At 61.5% G+C, this 17,474-nt stretch carries 17 protein-coding genes; 9 read left to right on the plus strand and 8 right to left on the minus strand.

Going from position 1 to position 17,474, the window contains the following annotated elements:
- The 5 genes from AACY25_RS19065 to AACY25_RS19085 form a co-directional block, all read left to right on the plus strand.
- A partial coding sequence (locus tag AACY25_RS19065) for an alanine:cation symporter family protein (protein WP_339526746.1) occupies positions 1-286 on the plus strand: 286 nt, incomplete at its 5' end.
- Between the two features lie 100 nt (positions 287-386).
- Positions 387-1,373: an asparaginase gene (locus AACY25_RS19070; RefSeq protein ID WP_339526747.1), complete on the plus strand. Its 987-nt coding sequence runs from the start codon at positions 387-389 to the stop codon at positions 1,371-1,373.
- Between the two features lie 58 nt (positions 1,374-1,431).
- On the plus strand, positions 1,432-1,887 hold the full coding sequence (locus AACY25_RS19075; protein ID WP_339526749.1) for a GNAT family N-acetyltransferase: 456 nt from the start codon (positions 1,432-1,434) through the stop codon (positions 1,885-1,887).
- Positions 1,888-2,057: 170 nt separating this feature from the next.
- Positions 2,058-3,413 carry an 8-oxoguanine deaminase gene (locus AACY25_RS19080; RefSeq protein WP_339526751.1) on the plus strand — a complete coding sequence of 452 codons (1,356 nt, stop codon included), beginning with the start codon at positions 2,058-2,060 and terminating at the stop codon, positions 3,411-3,413.
- A 150-nt stretch (positions 3,414-3,563) separates the two neighbouring features.
- Entirely contained in the window at positions 3,564-3,896 is a 333-nt protein-coding gene (locus AACY25_RS19085) for a hypothetical protein (RefSeq protein ID WP_339526753.1), read from the plus strand.
- A 29-nt stretch (positions 3,897-3,925) separates the two neighbouring features.
- Here AACY25_RS19085 and glsB read toward each other — a convergent pair whose 3' ends face one another.
- Positions 3,926-4,834 carry a glutaminase B gene (glsB, locus tag AACY25_RS19090; RefSeq protein ID WP_339526755.1) on the minus strand — a complete coding sequence of 303 codons (909 nt, stop codon included), beginning with the start codon at positions 4,832-4,834 and terminating at the stop codon, positions 3,926-3,928.
- A 222-nt stretch (positions 4,835-5,056) separates the two neighbouring features.
- Between glsB and AACY25_RS19095 the strand changes: the two genes are divergently transcribed.
- Positions 5,057-5,452, plus strand: coding sequence for a hypothetical protein (locus AACY25_RS19095; protein ID WP_339526756.1), 396 nt, complete (start codon positions 5,057-5,059; stop codon positions 5,450-5,452).
- On the opposite strand, the gene AACY25_RS19100 is transcribed toward AACY25_RS19095, so the two are convergent.
- The 4 genes from AACY25_RS19100 to AACY25_RS19115 all read right to left on the minus strand — a co-directional run bounded on the left by AACY25_RS19100 (position 5,449) and on the right by AACY25_RS19115 (position 10,256).
- Positions 5,449-5,751 carry a DUF3240 family protein gene (locus AACY25_RS19100; RefSeq protein ID WP_339526758.1) on the minus strand — a complete coding sequence of 101 codons (303 nt, stop codon included), beginning with the start codon at positions 5,749-5,751 and terminating at the stop codon, positions 5,449-5,451. The genes AACY25_RS19095 and AACY25_RS19100 overlap by 4 nt on opposite strands.
- Before the next feature lies 1 nt (position 5,752).
- Positions 5,753-6,694: a sodium-dependent bicarbonate transport family permease gene (locus AACY25_RS19105; RefSeq protein ID WP_339526760.1), complete on the minus strand. Its 942-nt coding sequence runs from the start codon at positions 6,692-6,694 to the stop codon at positions 5,753-5,755.
- A 321-nt stretch (positions 6,695-7,015) separates the two neighbouring features.
- Entirely contained in the window at positions 7,016-8,824 is a 1,809-nt protein-coding gene (gene oadA / locus AACY25_RS19110; protein ID WP_339526761.1) for a sodium-extruding oxaloacetate decarboxylase subunit alpha, read from the minus strand.
- 16 nt (positions 8,825-8,840) lie between these two features.
- Entirely contained in the window at positions 8,841-10,256 is a 1,416-nt protein-coding gene (locus tag AACY25_RS19115) for an acetyl-CoA carboxylase biotin carboxylase subunit (RefSeq protein ID WP_305591119.1), read from the minus strand.
- Between the two features lie 190 nt (positions 10,257-10,446).
- Here AACY25_RS19115 and AACY25_RS19120 point away from each other — a divergent pair, with 190 nt between their 5' ends.
- On the plus strand, positions 10,447-11,427 hold the full coding sequence (locus tag AACY25_RS19120) for a LysR family transcriptional regulator (protein ID WP_339526764.1): 981 nt from the start codon (positions 10,447-10,449) through the stop codon (positions 11,425-11,427).
- Here the strand turns inward: AACY25_RS19120 and AACY25_RS19125 are convergent.
- Positions 11,393-11,863, minus strand: coding sequence for a hypothetical protein (locus AACY25_RS19125; RefSeq protein ID WP_339526766.1), 471 nt, complete (start codon positions 11,861-11,863; stop codon positions 11,393-11,395). The genes AACY25_RS19120 and AACY25_RS19125 overlap by 35 nt on opposite strands.
- Positions 11,864-12,192: 329 nt before the next feature.
- Between AACY25_RS19125 and AACY25_RS19130 the strand changes: the two genes are divergently transcribed.
- Positions 12,193-14,382: a M14 family zinc carboxypeptidase gene (locus AACY25_RS19130; RefSeq protein ID WP_339526767.1), complete on the plus strand. Its 2,190-nt coding sequence runs from the start codon at positions 12,193-12,195 to the stop codon at positions 14,380-14,382.
- 56 nt (positions 14,383-14,438) lie between these two features.
- On the opposite strand, the gene AACY25_RS19135 is transcribed toward AACY25_RS19130, so the two are convergent.
- Positions 14,439-14,666, minus strand: coding sequence for a PA3496 family putative envelope integrity protein (locus tag AACY25_RS19135; protein ID WP_339526769.1), 228 nt, complete (start codon positions 14,664-14,666; stop codon positions 14,439-14,441).
- A 339-nt stretch (positions 14,667-15,005) separates the two neighbouring features.
- Positions 15,006-15,872 (minus strand): transcriptional regulator HexR, encoded by an 867-nt coding sequence (hexR, locus tag AACY25_RS19140; RefSeq protein ID WP_339526771.1) that lies wholly within the window; start codon positions 15,870-15,872, stop codon positions 15,006-15,008.
- A gap of 111 nt (positions 15,873-15,983) precedes the next feature.
- Here hexR and zwf point away from each other — a divergent pair, with 111 nt between their 5' ends.
- On the plus strand, positions 15,984-17,471 hold the full coding sequence (gene zwf, locus AACY25_RS19145; protein ID WP_339526772.1) for a glucose-6-phosphate dehydrogenase: 1,488 nt from the start codon (positions 15,984-15,986) through the stop codon (positions 17,469-17,471).
- The last annotated feature ends 3 nt before the right edge of the window (positions 17,472-17,474 follow it).

The raw sequence follows: 17,474 nt of genomic DNA on the forward strand, positions 1-17,474 counted from the left end.
GGTACTCTGGGGTTCGGTGCAGGATCTCGGTACGGTGTTCGCCTTTGCCGATGTGACCATGGGCCTGCTGGCGATTGCCAACCTGATTGCCCTGGTGCTGCTGTTCAAGGTCGGCCTGCGCCTGATGCGCGACTACGACAACCAGATCAAGGCCGGCGTCGAGTCGCCCGTGTTCGACGCGAAGAACTTCGCCGATCTGGACCTCGACCCAGCTGTCTGGCCTAACGCGGCGCAAAACGCCCCGGCCAACCATGCGGAAATCGGCAACAGCGTGCACCAGCGCTAAGTCGCTGCAGAAGCTGCATGAGCTGCATGAGCTGTAAATAAACAGGGGGCTTGGCCCCCTGTTTTCATATAAGAACAATGAAAGTACGGAGACCCGCCCGATGGGTTGTCAAAAAATTCTGGTGCTCTATACCGGTGGCACCATCGGTATGCAGATGAGCGCCAATGGCCTGGCCCCTGCGTCCGGCTTCGAGGCACGGCTGCGTACGCAGCAGGCGCTGGAAGCCCAGCCGCTGCCGCAATGGACCTTCCGCGAGCTGCTGCCGCCAATCGACAGCGCCAATATGAACCAGAGCAACTGGCTGGCGATGGTCGCGGCGATTCGCGCCGGCATCGAGCAGGACAGCTGCGATGGCGTGCTGCTGTTGCACGGCACCGACACCCTGGCCTACAGCGCCGCCGCCCTGAGCTTTCTGCTGCTGGGTTTGCCAGTACCGGTGATTCTCAGCGGCTCGATGCTGCCGGCCGGTGCCGAGGGCAGCGATGCCTGGGGCAATCTGTTCGGCGCCATGCGTGCGCTGCAAGCCGGCGTCGCTCCGGGCGTGCACCTGTATTTCAATGGCGCGCTACTGCATGGCGCGCGGGTCAGCAAGCTGCGCAGTGATGCCTTCGATGCCTTCCACGTGCTGCCGCGCCAGCGCCAAAGCCCACGCGCCGAGAGCATCCCGGCGAGCATCGACTACCGCCAGCCACGCCAGCCGGTCAATCTGGCCGTGCTGCCGTTTTACCCCAGCATCCAGGCCAGCCATCTGCGCGCCCTGCTGGACAGCGGCGTGCAGGGCCTGCTGCTGGAATGCTACGGCAGCGGCACCGGTCCTGCGGACGACGCCGAACTGCTCGGCGTACTCAAGGCGGCCCATGATCGCGGCGTGGTACTGGCCGCGATCAGCCAGTGCCCGCACGGCCATGTCGAGTTCGGCGTGTATGCCGCAGGCAGTCAGCTGGCCAGTGCCGGGCTGATTTCCGCCGGTGGCATGACCCGTGAAGCGGCTCTGGGCAAGCTGTTCGCCCTGCTCGGCGCGGGTCTGAGCCAGGCCGAGGTGGAACACTGGTTCGCCCTGGATGTCTGTGGTGAACGCGCCGATTGAAGCTTGGGCCCTTACGGCTAGGCTGTAAGGGCTTTACCCAGCCAAGGAGAGTGTCGCCATGCCCGTTCGCATCCCCGTCGAGATCCGCCCTGTAACTGCCGCCGATCATGCGGTCTGGCTGCCACTGTGGCAGGGCTATCAACGGTTCTATATGACCGAGATTGCCGCCGCGACCAGCGATACCACCTGGCAGCGCTTCCTCGATCCTGCCGAGCCGATGCACGCGGCGCTGGCTTGGCATGACGGCCAGGCGATTGGCCTGGTGCACTGGATCTACCACCGCTCGACCTGGACCCCTGGCGACTACTGTTACCTGCAGGACCTGTTTATCGCCAAGGACATCCGCAGCAGCGGTGCCGGCCGTCAACTGATCGAACATGTCTACCGTGAGGCCCAGGCCCAGGGCTGCTCGCGCACCTACTGGCTGACCCATGAGAGCAACAGCAAGGCCATGCTGCTGTATGAGCGCATCGCCGAACGCTCCGGCTTTATCCAGTACCGCAAGCTGTTCTAGGCCATTGACCGTCCGGTCAGAAATTCCGCCCTGCGCTCTTGCCGCAGGCAGATTACGGCGTTATCTTTTGCGCTACGCCCGGCCACCTGCGCCGGCCGCGCACCTGGATCAGCAGACAGGGTAAACACTGAGCTGGCTAACCTGAACCCAACTTCAGAGGAGCCAACTCAATGGCTGCTACACGTATCTGGATCAAAAACCCCCTCGCCATCTTCACTGCCAACAACCTCGACGCTGCCGGCGGCCTGGTGATTGAAGACGGTGTGATCAGCGAACTGCTCAAGGCCGGCCAACAGCCGAGCCAACCCTGCAACCGGGCCTTCGATGCCCGCGAGCATGTCGTCCTACCAGGGCTGATCAACACCCACCACCACTTCTATCAGACCCTCACCCGCGCCTGGGGCCCAGTGGTCAACCAGCCGTTGTTCCCGTGGTTGAAGACCCTGTACCCGGTATGGGCCCGCCTGACGCCCGAGAAGCTCGCCCTGGCCAGTAAAGTGGCCCTGGCCGAACTGCTGCTGTCCGGCTGCAGCACGGCGGCGGATCACCACTATCTGTTCCCCGGCGGTCTGGAAAATGCCATCGATGTGCAGGTCGAAGCCGTGCGCGAACTGGGCATGCGCGCCATGCTCACCCGCGGCTCCATGAGCCTGGGCGAAGCCGACGGCGGCTTACCACCGCAGCAAACCGTACAAGAGGGCGAAGTAATCCTGGCTGACAGCCAACGCCTAATTCATGACTATCACCAGCGCGGCGACGGTGCCCAGGTGCAGATTGCCCTGGCGCCCTGCTCGCCGTTCTCGGTGACCCAGGAAATCATGCGCCAGAGCGCCGAACTGGCCGAAGAGCTGGACGTACGCCTACACACTCACCTGGCCGAGACCCTCGACGAAGAGGACTTCTGCCTGCAGCGCTTCGGCCTGCGCACCGTGGATTATCTGGACAGCGTCGGCTGGCTCAGCTCACGCACCTGGCTGGCCCACGGCATCCACTTCAACCCGGACGAAATCACCCGCCTCGGTCAAGCCGGCACCGGCATCTGCCATTGCCCGAGCTCGAATATGCGCCTGGCCTCCGGCATCTGCCCGACCCTCGATCTGGAAGCTGCCGGCGCACCTATCGGTCTCGGCGTGGATGGTTCGGCGTCCAACGATGCCTCGAACATGATCCTTGAAGCGCGCCAGGCCCTGTATATCCAGCGCCTGCGCTACGGCGCCGAGAAGATCACCCCGGAGCTGGTGCTGGGTTGGGCCAGCAAGGGCTCGGCCAAACTGCTGGGCCGCAGCGATATCGGCGAGCTGGCGGTGGGCAAGCAGGCCGACCTGGCCTTCTTCAAGCTCGACGAGCTGCGCTTCTCCGGCAGCCACGATCCAATTTCCGCGCTGCTGCTGTGCGGCGCCGACAAGGCCGACCGGATGATGATTGGCGGCCAGTGGCGGGTGATCGATGGGCAGATCGAAGGCCTGGATGTGGCCCAACTGATCGCCGATCATCGCCAAGCGGCCAAGGAGCTGATTGCTGGCTAATCCAGGTCGCTCCTCAGCCGAGGCAATAAGCGGATGCAGCCTATCGGCCAACGTCCGTAGCAGCTGGACAAGGCCCTACACCGCTGCTTAGTTGACTACTCGGGGCGCTAAAACTGCAGCGCCTCGAGTCCCTCTGCATGGAGCAAGCCCATGAACATGCTACCCATCAGCATTGCCCTACTGGCCACCAGCAGCCTGGCCCAGGCCGCCAATCTGCCGGCCCTCGACTTCACCTGCCCGACCGATATCAAAGTGCGCGCCGAGGCCAGCGGTCCGGTCTTTATCAACGATAAACAGGTCACGCTGAGCAAGTTCAGCGAGCAGTACTTTGAGGCCAAAGGCGAAGGCGTGACCATCGCCATCAGCTTGAATGCCAGCGGTGCGCCCACGGTGTCCTACACCGGTAAACAGGGTGCCAACGGCATTTGCACAAAGACTGAGGAAGTCGCGCAGGAAGAGGCGGCGGCAACTGAGGAGGATTGACCTGCGCCTGCTGCGCGCCCTTACGGCGATCAGAAAACCGACCAACCGATCCGCTCGCTGAGCAGCTCCAGGGCCTTGATTCCGGCCAGGGAATTACCGGCAGCGTTAAGTTCCGGTGACCACACGCACACGCTGAAACGCCCCGGCACCACGGCGACGATGCCGCCGCCAACGCCACTCTTGCCCGGCAGGCCGACGCGGTAAGCGAAGTTACCAGCCTCGTCGTACAGGCCACTGGTGGCCATGATCGCATTGACCTGCTTGCTCTGCCGCGCGCTGAGGATCTGCTGCCCGCTGTGCTTACAGAAGCCATCGTTGGCCAGAAAGCAGAAGGCCCGCGCCAGGTCGACGCAGCTCATGCGCAGCGCGCAGTAACTGAAGTAACTGCGCAGCACCGCCTCGACATCGTTATGGAAATTGCCGAAGGATTGCATCAGGTATGCCGCCGCCGCATTGCGCGCGCGGTGCTGGTATTCCGACTCGGCGACCCGACCATCCACCAACACCCCGGGGTTACCAGCCAGACGGCGGACAAAGTCACGCATCGACAGCACCGGCGCGGCAAAGCGCGACTGATTGATATCGCAGATCACCAGGGCACCGGCATTGATAAACGGATTGCGCGGTTTGCCCCTCTCGAACTCCAGCTGCACCAGCGAATTAAACGGCTGGCCGGACGGCTCATGGCCCAGGCGCTGCCAGATATCCTCGCCGGAATGCTGAATCGCCTGCACCAGGCTGAATACCTTGGAAATGCTTTGTACAGAGAACGCCGTATCCGCATCACCGGCGCAATACAGCTCACCGTCGTTGCTGTACACCGCAATGCCCAGCTGCTCAGCCGGCACATCGGCCAGCGCCGGAATGTAATCGGCCACCTTGCCCTGGCCGATCAGTGGGCGGACTTGCTCAAGAATCTCATTCAACAGCGCTTGCATGCTTAGGCCCACAGCCGCGCCCAGACGCCCCGGGCTCTGTGGCTAGACGCTTACCGGAAGGCGCTCATCACAGCCAGGTTCGGAAAACTTTGCAGGAACCCCAGCGGTACAGGCAAAGCCAATAAAAACTGGGTATATTTGCGCCCCCTCCACGCGGCTGGCCAATGGCCAGACCGCCGCACGCTCGTGAATGTTCACGGATGACCATAAGGATTGACACGCATGTCCGTACTCCGCCTTAGCGCCTTGTTGCTCATAGCCCTAGCCAGCGTAGGCTGCTCTACCGGCGCCTGGTTCAAACTGCCGGAAAACAGCACCCTGGTGATCAACGAACGACCTGCGAAGAACAACCAGGGGCTAGTCCGCAGCCGCCCCTTCTCCTGGGGCGCCAGTGCTGGTATTCCCTACCGCATCGAAGACAACCAGGCCAACACCATCCGTTCTGGAAAGTTGAAGAGTCGCTTCCGAGTGGCCTCGATCTTTTGGCCACCGGTCGGCATCGCGTACTGGCCCATGGGTTTCGGCCAACGTTGCTTTGATCTGACCGGTGACGTGCCACAGACCTGCACCTATCAAGATCTGCTGGAACTGCGCACAGCCCACCGCCTGAGCCGCTAGAACTTTTCCGCGCGCAGCACTTCTACCTGGGCGAGGAAACAGACCATGGCGAAATTGGCGTAGTAACGCGCCTGTAGATGGGCTGCGATGCGTTCGGCGACATCGCGGGTGCAGATGATCTCCACGCGGATATTGCCTTCGGTGTCCCAGCCGGCGCTGCGCACGCCGCGCCCGCCACGACCACGGGCGTCGGAGATGGTCCAGCCCGGCGCGCCGAGCTGCTCCAGGTCAGCCACCAGCTTTTTCTCCAGCGCGGCTTCGCAGATCACGGTGAGCAGGGTGCGAACATGTGCGTCCATCTCAGAGCCCCCAGGCCAGCAGCTGTTCGGCCAGCATCAGGTACAACGGGATGCCGACGATGATATTGAAAGGAAAGGTGATACCCAGCGACGCCGTTAGCGACAGCGACGGATTCGCCTCGGGCAACGCCAAGCGCAAGGCGGCCGGTACGGCAATATAGGAAGCCGACGCAGCCAGCGTGGCCAGCACCGCCGTGCCACCCAAACTCAAGCCCATAAAGCGCCCGAGCAATGCACCAATCAGCGCGCCCAGCAATGGCATCAGCAGGGCAAAGCCGAGCAGGCGTAGACCGAACTGCCTGAGCGAGCCAAGCTGGCCGGAGGCGATCAGGCCCATCTCCAGCAGGAACAGCGCCAGTACCGGCTTGAACATGCTGGTGTAGAACGGCTCCAGCGGTTTGATCGCCTCCTTGCCGGCAATCGCGCCGATGATCAGGCCACCGAGCAGCAGCATGATGCTCTTGCCGAGAAAGATCTCCCGGCCCAGTTCGCCCCAATCGGTATCGCGAGCAATACCCTTGGCCAACAGAATGCCGACCAGAATCGCCGGGATTTCCAGGATGGCAACAAACAGCGGCATATAGCTTTCGAACTCGATGCCCTTGGCCAGCATATAGGCCACCACCACGGCAAAGGTACCGGCGCTGACCGAGCCATAGTGCGCCGCCACCGCTGCGGCATTAATCCGGTCGAACCCCAGGCCGCGCAATACGGCAAACGCCAGCAGCGGCAACGCCACACCCAGGCCCAACACCCAGGCCGCCTGACCGAGCAACTGCCAGCTGGCCTGCTCAGCCAATTCCACGCCGCCATGCAAACCAATCGCCAGCAGCAAAATGATCGACAGCGTTTCATACAGCGCAGGCGGCAGTTTCAACTCGCTTTTCAGCAGACCGGCCAACAGGCCGAACACAAAGAACAGCACCACCGGATCCAGACTCACCGCGTATTGCTCCTGTATTGAACTGCTATTGAGACGCCTGCCGCGTCACCACCTACTCGAATAAAAGGTCATGCCCCCACCACGCGTTGTGCTGATACCCGCGGTTTTGCCCAGTCTCCTGCTGAGAACAGCAGAACCCTGCACAGCGGGGCATAACCGAAAAAAAGGAGCCGTAAGGCTCCTAGGGGACCCAGGCAACAAGCACCTAAGCACTTGGCCTAAAACCCTTGCCAACGCCGCTCAACTGCAGCGCCAGCGGTGTAAAAAGAAGCCCCAAAAAAGCCATTCAAATGCCTGTTCAAACAGCCGGGGCTTCCGAGGTTAACCTTCGATTTCCACCAGCACATCACCCGGATTGACCCGGTCTCCCTTAGCCACATGCACCGCCTTAACGGTACCGGCAATCGGCGCCTGCACTTCGGTTTCCATCTTCATCGCTTCACTGATCAGCACCGCCTGGCCGGCCTTGACTGTGTCACCCACCTTGACCAATACATCGACGATATTGCCCGGCATGCTGGTGCTGACATCGCCCGGCGCGCTGGCCTGTTTGCGCTTGCCGCTGGCACCCGCGACGAAATCATTCAGCGGCTCGAATACCACTTCCTCTGGCATACCGTCGATGGACAGGTAGAAGTGGCGCTTGCCGTCGCTCTTCACCCCAACGCCGGTGATGTCCACGCGGTAGCTTTCACCGTGTACATCGACCACAAACTCGGTCGGCACACCTTCGCCACCGGCAGGCGCTAGGCCACCGGCTTCGGGAATCGGCAGCAACACTTCCGGAGTCAGGGTGCCGGCGGCACGTTCTTCGAGGAACTTGCGGCCAATGTCGGGGAACATAGCGTAAGTCAGCACGTCTTCTTCGGATTGCGCCAGGCTGCCGATCTCTTCACGCAACTTGGCCATTTCCGGCTTGAGCAGATCGGCCGGGCGGCCTTCGATCACGTCTTCGCTGCCAATCGCCTGCTTGCGCAGCTGCTCGTTGACCTTGCCCGGTGCCAGGCCGTAGCGGCCTTGCAGGTAGAGTTTCACCTCGTTGGTGATGGTCTTGTAACGCTCGCCGGCCAGTACGTTGAACACCGCCTGGGTGCCGACAATCTGCGAGGTCGGCGTCACCAGCGGCGGGAAGCCAAGGTCTTCACGCACCCGCGGGATTTCCGCAAACACTTCGTTGATGCGATTCAGCGCGCCCTGCTCTTTCAGTTGATTGGCCAGGTTGGACATCATCCCGCCCGGCACCTGATTGACCTGCACGCGGGTGTCCACGGCGGTGAATTCGCTTTCGAACTGGTGGTACTTCTTGCGCACGGCATGGAAGTACAGACCGATTTCCTGAATCAGCGCCAGGTCCAGGCCAGTGTCGTATGGGCTGCCCTTGAGTGCGGCAACCATCGACTCGGTGCCCGGATGGCTGGTGCCCCAGGCGAAGCTGGAGATGGCGGTGTCGATGTGGTCGGCACCCGCTTCAATCGCCTTGAGCTGGCACATCGAGCCCATGCCGGCGGTGTCGTGGCTGTGGATAAACACCGGCAGGTCGACGTCCGCCTTCAACGCCTTGACCAGCTCGGCGGTGGCGTACGGGGTGAGCAAACCAGCCATGTCCTTGATCGCGATGGAGTCGATGCCCATGGCTTGCATGGCCTTGGCCTGCTTCACGAAGGCCTCGACGGTGTGCACCGGGCTGGTGGTGTAAGCGATGGTGCCCTGGGCGTGTTTGCCGGCAGCCTTCACCGCTTCGATAGACACGCGCAGGTTTCGCACATCGTTCATCGCATCGAAGATGCGGAACACGTCGATGCCGTTTACCGCTGCCTTGGCGACAAAGGCGCGCACCACGTCGTCGCTGTAATGGCGATAGCCGAGCAGGTTCTGCCCGCGCAAGAGCATCTGCAACCGCGTGTTGGGCAGACCGGCTTTAAGCTTGCGCAGACGCTCCCAGGGGTCTTCCTTGAGGAAGCGCACGCAGGAATCGAAGGTCGCGCCACCCCAGACTTCCAGTGACCAGTAGCCGACTTGGTCGAGCTTGGCGCAGATCGGCAGCATGTCGTCCAGGCGCATGCGCGTGGCGATAATTGACTGGTGGGCATCGCGCAGGATGGTATCGGTGACGGTTATTTTTTTGCTCATGTTCTGATTCCTTCCCCTACAGGCCGGCGTGGGCAGCAATGGCGGTGGCGATGGCGATGGCCAGGTGCGACGGGTTGCGCTTGATTGAGTACTCGGTCAGTTCCGGGTGAGCCTCAACAAAGCTGGTGTTGAACTGGCCGCTGCGGAACTCCGGGTTACGCAGGATTTCCTGGTAATAGGCGGCGGTGGTTTTCACCCCCTGCACACGCATGTCATCCAGGGCGCGCAGGCCGCGGGCCAGCGCCTCCTCCCAGGTCAGCGCCCAGACCACCAGCTTCAGACACATCGAGTCGTAGTAAGGCGGAATGGTGTAGCCGGTGTAGATCGCCGTGTCGGTGCGCACGCCAGGACCGCCGGGGGCGTAGTAGCGGGTGATCTTGCCGAACGAGGGCAGGAAGTTGTTTTTCGGGTCTTCAGCGTTGATGCGGAACTGCAGGGCATAACCACGGTGGATGATGTCTTCCTGTTTGACCGACAGCTCCAGGCCCGAGGCGATACGGATCTGCTCGCGGACGATGTCGATGCCGGTAATTTCTTCCGTGATGGTGTGTTCCACCTGCACCCGGGTATTCATCTCCATGAAGTACACCTCGCCCTCGGCGAGCAGGAACTCCACGGTACCGGCGTTCTCGTAACCCACGGCTTTGGCCGCGCGCACGGCGAGGTCGCCGATATAGGCGCGCTGCTCGGGCGTCAGCTGCGGGCTGGGGGCGATTTCAATGAGCTTCTGGTTACGCCGCTGAATCGAGCAGTCGCGCTCGAACAGGTGCACCACATTGCCGAAGCTGTCACCGAGGATCTGCGCCTCGATGTGCTTAGGATTGACGATACATTTCTCAAGAAATACCTCGGCGCGACCGAAGGCCTTGGTTGCCTCGGAGATCACCCGCGGGAACGCCTGCTCCAGTTCCTCACGGCTGTTGCAGCGACGGATACCGCGGCCACCACCGCCGGACGTGGCCTTGAGCATCACCGGGTAGCCAATACGGTCGCCCTCGCTCAGTGCCTCGGCTATGTCAGCAACATTGCCTTCGGTGCCGGGAGTGACCGGCACGCCGGCTTTGATCATGCTACGCCGCGCTTCGGTCTTGTCGCCCATGCGGCGGATCACATCCGCGCTCGGGCCTATGAATTTGATCCCACGTTCGGCGCAGATATCCGCCAGTTCGGCGTTCTCCGAGAGAAAGCCATAGCCGGGATGCAGCGCATCACAGCCGGTCTCTACCGCCAGATTGACCAGTTTGCGCGGGTTCAAATAACCAGCCAGCGGGTCGGCACCAATGCCGTGGGCCTCGTCCGCACGCTTGACGTGCAGTGCCTGGCGATCGGCATCGGAATACACCGCCACCGAACGAATGCCCATTTCGGCACAAGCTCGCACGATGCGTACGGCAATCTCACCGCGGTTGGCTATCAGAATCTTCTTGATCACGAGCCAGCATCCTCGATCACGTGAGCAGGCAACCGGCAAGACCGGTCGACGTGTGACCGCACCAGCAGTGGCGGTCAGGGCACTCACGCTACGCCGGCTTGGTGATTAACCAAAATCAATAATTATTGGGTTAGGCATTAGCCAAAGCTTATAGTTGAGCCTGATCGACACGACCACACAGGTGCTAATCGTGCGTAAGTCATTGCTGCGTATGACATTTAGACAAATTCAGGTGTTTCGCTCAGTGTGCAGCCACCTCTCCTACAGCCGCGCGGCGGAGGAAATGGCCCTGACCCAACCGGCGGTCAGCCTGCAGATTCGCCAATTGGAAGAGCTGATCGGTCAGCCGCTGTTCGACTATGTCGGCAAAAAGCTCTACTTGACCGAGGCCGCCGAAGCCCTGCAACGCGCCAGTGCGGATATTTTTGGCCGCCTGGAGAGCCTCGATATGCAGCTGGCCGACCTGCAGGGTTCGCTGCAGGGACAGCTGAGCCTGGCCATAGAATCCAGCGCCAAGTACTTCGTTCCGCACCTGTTCGCCGCTTTTCGCCAGCAATACCCGGAAGTCAACTTACAGCTGGTGGTCACCAATCACACCCAGGCGCTTAAGCGCCTGAACGCCAATCGTGATGACCTGCTGATCATGTCGCGGGTACCCACGGACATGAATCTGGAGTTTCTGCCCTTCCTTAATAACCCGATTATCGCCGTGGCGCCGCCCGATCACCCGCTGTGCTCGCAGGGCCCGCTGAGCCTGCAGGACCTCACCGCTTTTCCGCTGCTGATCCGCGAAGCCGGTTCCGGCACGCGCCAGGCCTGCGAAGAGTACTGCCACCAGAAGCGTGCGCACTTCGCCCAGACCCTCGAAGTCGGCTCCATGGAAGGCCAATGCGAAGGGGTGATCGCCGGCCTAGGCCTGGCTTTGCTGCCGCGCCACGCGGTGCGCCGCGAGCTGGAATGCGGCGCCTTGCGCGAACTGCCAGTCAGCGAGTTGCCGCTGCTGCGCAGCTGGTGCCTGGTGCACCCGCGCAGCAAATACCTGTCACCGGTGGCCCAGGCGTTTTTCGCCTTCGTGCGTGATCAGCGCAGCCTGATCAATGCCCTGGCTGAGCGCTTTGCCGAGCCAATCGGCGTCGCTACTCCCAGGCATATAACCAGCCCACCGCACTGACACGCCCCTCGCTGAAGGCCAGCAACAGCTGATCATGCTGGCCGCGCCAATGGTAACTCCACAGTAGCGGCCCCGGGTTGCCCTGCCATTCCGCGCGGCGTTGCCAGTCGGCGTAGTCCGCCTGATCGATCGTGACCTTGGCATCCGGCTCGCCCAGCAGCGCCAATACAGCCGGTGTATCGCCGCGCGCAGCCAGCACCTCGGCGGCCAACTCCTGCATCAGCTGGTGCTTACGGCCCTGCCAGGCATCCAGATCGTGTCGCCATTCGCCCCCAGCAAAATGCCCCTTGGCCTGGCGCAGCTGCGTCCATTCAGTCGCCATCGCATGCCCTTTGTCGGCGCCTGACTGTTGCTGAGCGCCGCCCGCGACGCAGCCCGAGGCCAACCCAAGGGTCAACAGCAGCATGCCAATGCGTAACCCATTCATTCCTTGCATAAATTCCTCCCTATACAGTTCCCATACGTAGCCAGTAGCCATCATTAAAGTAGTTAACGTGTCGGCTATAGCCGTGAAAATACGAAATACGACAGCGATCTACGAAGAAATTGACAGCCATGAAACCAGCTTCTAAGTTCTTTTGCACTCTTGTACCAGACCGGCCTGCCTCGCATAACACGATGTTCCGGGGCATGCAGTAGCGCCAACGCATTCGGCACCAAGAGCTTCCACTGCCGTACATCCCTGGCCCTCCACAAGGGGGCAAAAAACACGCCGTTCCTTACCAGGAACGGACAAACAATACGTGAAGGATAGGAATCTCAAGAATGAGAAAGCGGAAGTTAACCCTCGCCATCAGTGCCAGCATCACCGCGCTTTGCATGCTTAACACGGTTCAGGCACAGACCAACCTCCAAGAAGACTTCATGCTGCTCGAGCAGGAAAAAGCCGCCAACCAGGTTTACAAGGCGTTTTTCCCCAACGAAGAGGTTGCCCGCAAAGCGGCCATCAGCTTCCATGGTCAATTGCTTGAATCGCACTATGAACAGGGCTACCTGATCATGGAGCTGACCGAAGAGGAACAGGAAAAGCTCGCAGTCTTTGGCTTTACCTTCGCCCCGGCCAATGAGTTTATTGCCAAGCGCAATGAAGTCCTCACGCTGATCCAGAATCGCCTGCAACAGCGCAGTATGCAAAGCGCGACCGCAATGAGTGACACCAGCCTGGCCAGCATCCCTGGTTACGCCTGCTACGAAACCCTGGAAAGTACCTACAGCGTGGCCAGCGGTATGGCCAGCCAGTTTCCCGGTATTGCCGAGTGGCTGCTGGTTGGCCAGTCCTGGGAAAAGCTCAACGGCCAGGGCGGACACGACATCGGCGTGCTCAAGCTGACCAATAAAGCCATTACCGGCACTAAGCCTAAACTGTTTATCAACAGCGCCATCCATGCGCGCGAGTACACCACCGCACCACTGGTTCTGGATTTCGCCCGCTGGCTGGTCAACGGCTACGGCACCGATGCCGACGCCACCTGGATTCTCGATCACCACGAGGTCCATCTGATGCTGCAGACCAACCCGGACGGCCGTAAAAAAGCCGAAACCGGCCTGTCTTGGCGCAAGAATGCCAATCAGAGTTACTGCGGAGCCAACAGCAACAACCGGGGGGCCGACCTCAACCGCAACTTCACCTTCGGCTGGAATAGCACCAACGGCCAGGGCTCCAGCGGCAGTGCCTGTAATGACACCTACCGTGGCCCCAGCGCAGGCTCCGAACCGGAAATCCAAACCCTGGAAAGTTACGTACGCAGCCTTTGGCCGGACCGTCGTGGACCCAGCAAAAATGATGCGGCGCCAAGCGACACCAGCGGCATCCATCTGGATATCCACAGTTACAGCGAACTGGTGCTCTGGCCTTGGGGCGATACCAGCCAGGCCGCGCCGAATGGCACCGCGCTGCAGACCCTCGGGCGCAAGTTCGCCCTGTTCAATGGCTACGCGCCGCAGCAGTCCATCGGCCTCTACCCGACCGACGGCACCAGTGACGGGGTCAGTTATGGCGAGCTGGGCGTCGCCGCTTACACCTTCGAGCTGGGCACGCAGTTCTTCCAGAGCTGTACGGTCTACCAGAACACCATCAAACCGAAGAACCTGCCCGCGCTGATCTACGCCGCCAAGGTGGTGCGCACGCCCTACGTCACCCCGGGCGGCCCCGATATCAGCAACCTTGCGCTGAGTGGCAATGCATCCAGCGGTGTGCCGGCCGGCACCCTGGTGACCCTGAGTGCCACCGCGAGTGACCTGCGCTTCAGCACCCGCAATGGCACCGAACCCACGCAAAACGTCACCGCCGCCGAGTACTACATCGACAAGGCGCCCTGGGAGTCAGGCGCTCAGGCGATGCCCTTGCAACCCCTGGACGGCAGCTTCAACGGCAAGACTGAAGGCCTGACCGGCAGCATCGCCACCACCGGGCTACAGCCCGGCAAGCACACGGTGTATGTCCGCGCGCGGGATGCGTCCGGCACCTGGGGTGCAGTTTCGGCGGCATTTCTGGTGATCGGCACAGGTACGCCGCAGCCCAACTACTGCAGCGCGGCCAGCGGCAATGCCAACGATGAGTGGATCAGCCAGGTCAGCTTCGGCAGCTTTACCCGCAGCTCTGGCGCCAGCACCTACAGCGACTTCACCGAAGCGCGGATTGGCCAGGTGGTGAACCTGCAACGGGGTAGCAACAGCCTGCGCCTGACGCCGCAATTTGCCGGCTCTACCTACAACGAGTACTGGAAGGTCTGGGTCGACCTGAATAAGGACGGCGACTTCACCGACGCGGGTGAAGAACTGTTCACCTCCGCACGCGCGCTAAGCACGGTGGTGAATGGCAACCTGGTGATCCCAGCAGGCGCCGCTACCGGGAAAACCCGCATGCGCGTGGCCATGCGCTACAACACCGCACCCGTGCCGTGTGGCACATTCAATTACGGTGAAGTGGAGGATTACACCGTCAATATCGAGTAAGGCCTAGCAGCCTGGGGCCATATAAGGCCCCAGGTTCGCTTCCAGCCCTCGCGCATTCAGCGCGCAGCCACTGTCGCGTCTTTCTTCGACCCCGCCTGCAGGCTGTGCAGGTAGCTGGTCGCGATCAACTCCGGGAAATCGATCAACTCATGCTGCAGCTGACGCTGCTCGGCATAGCTTTCGATCGCGCGGCGGTATTCCATGCGGCGCTGGTCCAACAGCTTGCGCCGGGCCTTGGCATCGCTGTTTTCGTGGGACTGCGGTTTATCCAGATAGCCAGACATAGGGTGCAACTCCCAAGCTGAATAAGGGGAGTACCAGCATCGACCCTGGATATGACGCTTTGATGGCCACGCGATAACGTGGCGATGAAATCAGCGGCGCAGAAACCTGATTCAAGATCTCGCGAGCTAGAGCGAGACAAGGCACTACGTAGTAACAGCCGAAGGCTGGTCAAAGCGCCGAGGACGCGGACTGGGCTCGCACGCGAGTTTACGGTTTGTAAATGAGCACTACTCGTTTCACTCGCCCTTCGGGTCGCGCTAAAGCGCGTTAGCCGCAAGGGCTTTCCGAGGCCGTTTTTAACGCAGGATCGCCGACGCGCAGCAGATCCTGAACAGGTTTCAGTCTTCGACGTTCTTATGCGACTTGGGCGACAGCCGCAGGCTGCGCAAGCTGCGCTTGACGCTCTTCAGGTGGTTAACCAGGCCTGGGCCGCGAGCCATCGCCACGCCCATGGCGAGCACGTCGATCACTACCAGGTGGGCGATACGCGAGGTCAGCGGGGTGTAGATCTCGGTGTCTTCCTGCACGTCGATGGCCAGGTTGACCGTGGCCAGATCGGCCAGCGGCGTCTGGCTCGGGCACAGGGTGATCAATGTCGCACCGGTTTCACGCACCAGGTTGGCGGTGATCAGCAGATCCTTGGAACGGCCGGACTGGGAGATGCAGATCGCCACGTCAGTGGGCTTCAACGTCACCGCACTCATCGCCTGCATATGCGGGTCGGAATAGGCGGCGGCGGTCAGCAGCAGGCGGAAGAACTTGTGCTGGGCGTCCGCCGCCACCGCACCGGATGCACCAAAGCCATAGAACTCAACACGCTGGGCGTTGGCGATAGCGGCAATAGCCTGCTGCAGCGCCTGGGTGTCGAGCTTTTCGCGTACTTCGATCAGGGTGTGCAGGGTCGTGTCGAAAATCTTCAGGCTGAAGTCCGCCACCGAATCGTCTTCATGAATGGCGAACTGACCGAAACTGGCGCCAGCGGCCAGGCTCTGCGCCAATTTCAGCTTGAGGTCCTGAAAGCCAGTGCAGCCAATCGCCCGGCAGAAACGCACGATGGTCGGCTCGCTGATACCTACGCTGTGAGCCAGTTCGGCCATGGAGCTGTGCATGACCGACGCAGGGTCGAGCAGAACATGGTCGGCGACCTTGAGTTCCGATTTGCGGAGGAGATGACGCGACTGGGCAATGTGCTGCAACAGGTTCACAGGTTTAGGCTCGGCATTTGGCTAACGAATCCATCTAGCACGCCGCATCGGAGTCATGACTCAGTTATGATCGGCGTAAGACGGGTTGTAGTGAACTTGTAGTTATACTACATGGCCGCCGCCCTCGCACGGTTAAACCGAGTCGGAGTTCCCACCTTGAGCATTCCCTGCGACATGCTGGTGTTTGGCGGCACCGGCGACTTGGCCTTACATAAACTGCTGCCAGCCCTTTATCACCTGCATCGCGCCGGCCGCCTGCATGGCGACACACGCATTCTTGCCTTGGCCCGCAGCAACCGCACGCGCAGCGCCTTTCAAGCCCTGGCCGAGCGGCATTGCCGCGCGCAGGTGGCGCGTAGCAATTTCGACAATGACACCTGGGCCAGCTTCGCCGCACGCCTCGACTACTTCGCCATGGACGCCAGCCAGAGCGCGGACTTCGGACGCCTGGGCAAACGCCTGGGGCAAGACCATGAACGCGTGCGCATCTACTACCTGGCCACCGCGCCGGACCTGTTCGAAGACATAGCCTCGCACCTAAAAACCGCCAGCCTGGCCGGCCCCAAAACGCGCATCGTGTTGGAAAAGCCCATCGGCCATTCATTGCAATCGGCCCAGGCAATCAACGCCGCCATTGGCGCGGTGTTCGATGAGTCACGGGTATTCCGCATCGACCATTACCTGGGCAAAGAGACGGTGCAGAACCTCATGGCCCTGCGTTTTGCCAACGCGCTGTTCGAGCCGATCTGGCGTACCGGGCATATCGACCATGTGCAGATCAGCGTCTGCGAAACCCTCGGTGTGGAAAACCGCGGCGCTTATTACGAAAAAGCCGGCGCCATGCGCGACATGATCCAGAACCACCTGCTGCAGCTGCTTTGCCTGGTGGCCATGGAAGCGCCGGTGCGCTTCGACGCCGAGGCGGTGCGAAACGAGAAGGTGAAGATCCTTGAAGCGCTGAAGCCCATCACCGGCCTCGACGTGCAGGACAAGACCGTGCGCGGCCAGTACACCGCCGGCAAGATCGGCGGTCAGGAAGTGCCGGCCTATTACTTCGAGAAGAACGTCGACAACGACAGCGACACCGAAACTTTTGTCGCCGTGCAGGCCGAGATCGACAACTGGCGCTGGGCTGGCGTGCCGTTCTATCTGCGCACCGGCAAACGCCTGGGGCACAAGACCTCGGAAATCCTCATCCAATTCAGGCCGGTACCGCACCAGCTGTTCGGCGAAGGCGAAGCCAACCGCCTGCTGATCCGTCTGCAACCGGAGGAGCGCATCAGCCTGCAACTGATGAGCAAGAGCCCGGGCAAAGGCATGCACCTGCAGCCAGTGGAGCTCGACCTCAACCTGGCCGACGCCTTCCACAAGCAGCGCCGCTGGGACGCCTACGAGCGCCTGCTGCTCGATGTGATCGAAGGCGACTCAACGCTGTTTATGCGCCGCGACGAAGTCGAAGCCGCCTGGCACTGGGTCGACCCGATCATCAAGGGCTGGCACCAGCACTACCAGAGCCCGCGCCCCTACCCGGCCGGCAGCGACGGTCCGGAACAGGCCAGCAACCTGCTGGAACGCCACGAACGGCAGTGGATGGAATAGCGG

It is taken from the genome of Pseudomonas sp. EA_35y_Pfl2_R111 (genome assembly GCF_963970955.1).
Taxonomy (GTDB): domain Bacteria; phylum Pseudomonadota; class Gammaproteobacteria; order Pseudomonadales; family Pseudomonadaceae; genus Aquipseudomonas.

Excerpts from the sequence above, each read along its gene's own strand:
- AACY25_RS19100 (WP_339526758.1), bottom strand. The coding sequence starts at position 5,751 with ATGGACGCACATGTTCGCACCCTGCTCACCGTGATCTGCGAAGCCGCG.
- AACY25_RS19080 (WP_339526751.1), top strand. The coding sequence starts at position 2,058 with ATGGCTGCTACACGTATCTGGATCAAAAACCCCCTCGCCATCTTCACT.
- glsB (WP_339526755.1), bottom strand. The coding sequence starts at position 4,834 with ATGCAAGCGCTGTTGAATGAGATTCTTGAGCAAGTCCGCCCACTGATC.
- AACY25_RS19130 (WP_339526767.1), top strand. The coding sequence starts at position 12,193 with ATGAGAAAGCGGAAGTTAACCCTCGCCATCAGTGCCAGCATCACCGCG.
- oadA (WP_339526761.1), bottom strand. The coding sequence starts at position 8,824 with ATGAGCAAAAAAATAACCGTCACCGATACCATCCTGCGCGATGCCCAC.
- AACY25_RS19125 (WP_339526766.1), bottom strand. The coding sequence starts at position 11,863 with ATGCAAGGAATGAATGGGTTACGCATTGGCATGCTGCTGTTGACCCTT.
- AACY25_RS19070 (WP_339526747.1), top strand. The coding sequence starts at position 387 with ATGGGTTGTCAAAAAATTCTGGTGCTCTATACCGGTGGCACCATCGGT.
- AACY25_RS19085 (WP_339526753.1), top strand. The coding sequence starts at position 3,564 with ATGAACATGCTACCCATCAGCATTGCCCTACTGGCCACCAGCAGCCTG.
- AACY25_RS19135 (WP_339526769.1), bottom strand. The coding sequence starts at position 14,666 with ATGTCTGGCTATCTGGATAAACCGCAGTCCCACGAAAACAGCGATGCC.
- zwf (WP_339526772.1), top strand. The coding sequence starts at position 15,984 with ATGGCCGCCGCCCTCGCACGGTTAAACCGAGTCGGAGTTCCCACCTTG.
- AACY25_RS19095 (WP_339526756.1), top strand. The coding sequence starts at position 5,057 with ATGTCCGTACTCCGCCTTAGCGCCTTGTTGCTCATAGCCCTAGCCAGC.
- AACY25_RS19075 (WP_339526749.1), top strand. The coding sequence starts at position 1,432 with ATGCCCGTTCGCATCCCCGTCGAGATCCGCCCTGTAACTGCCGCCGAT.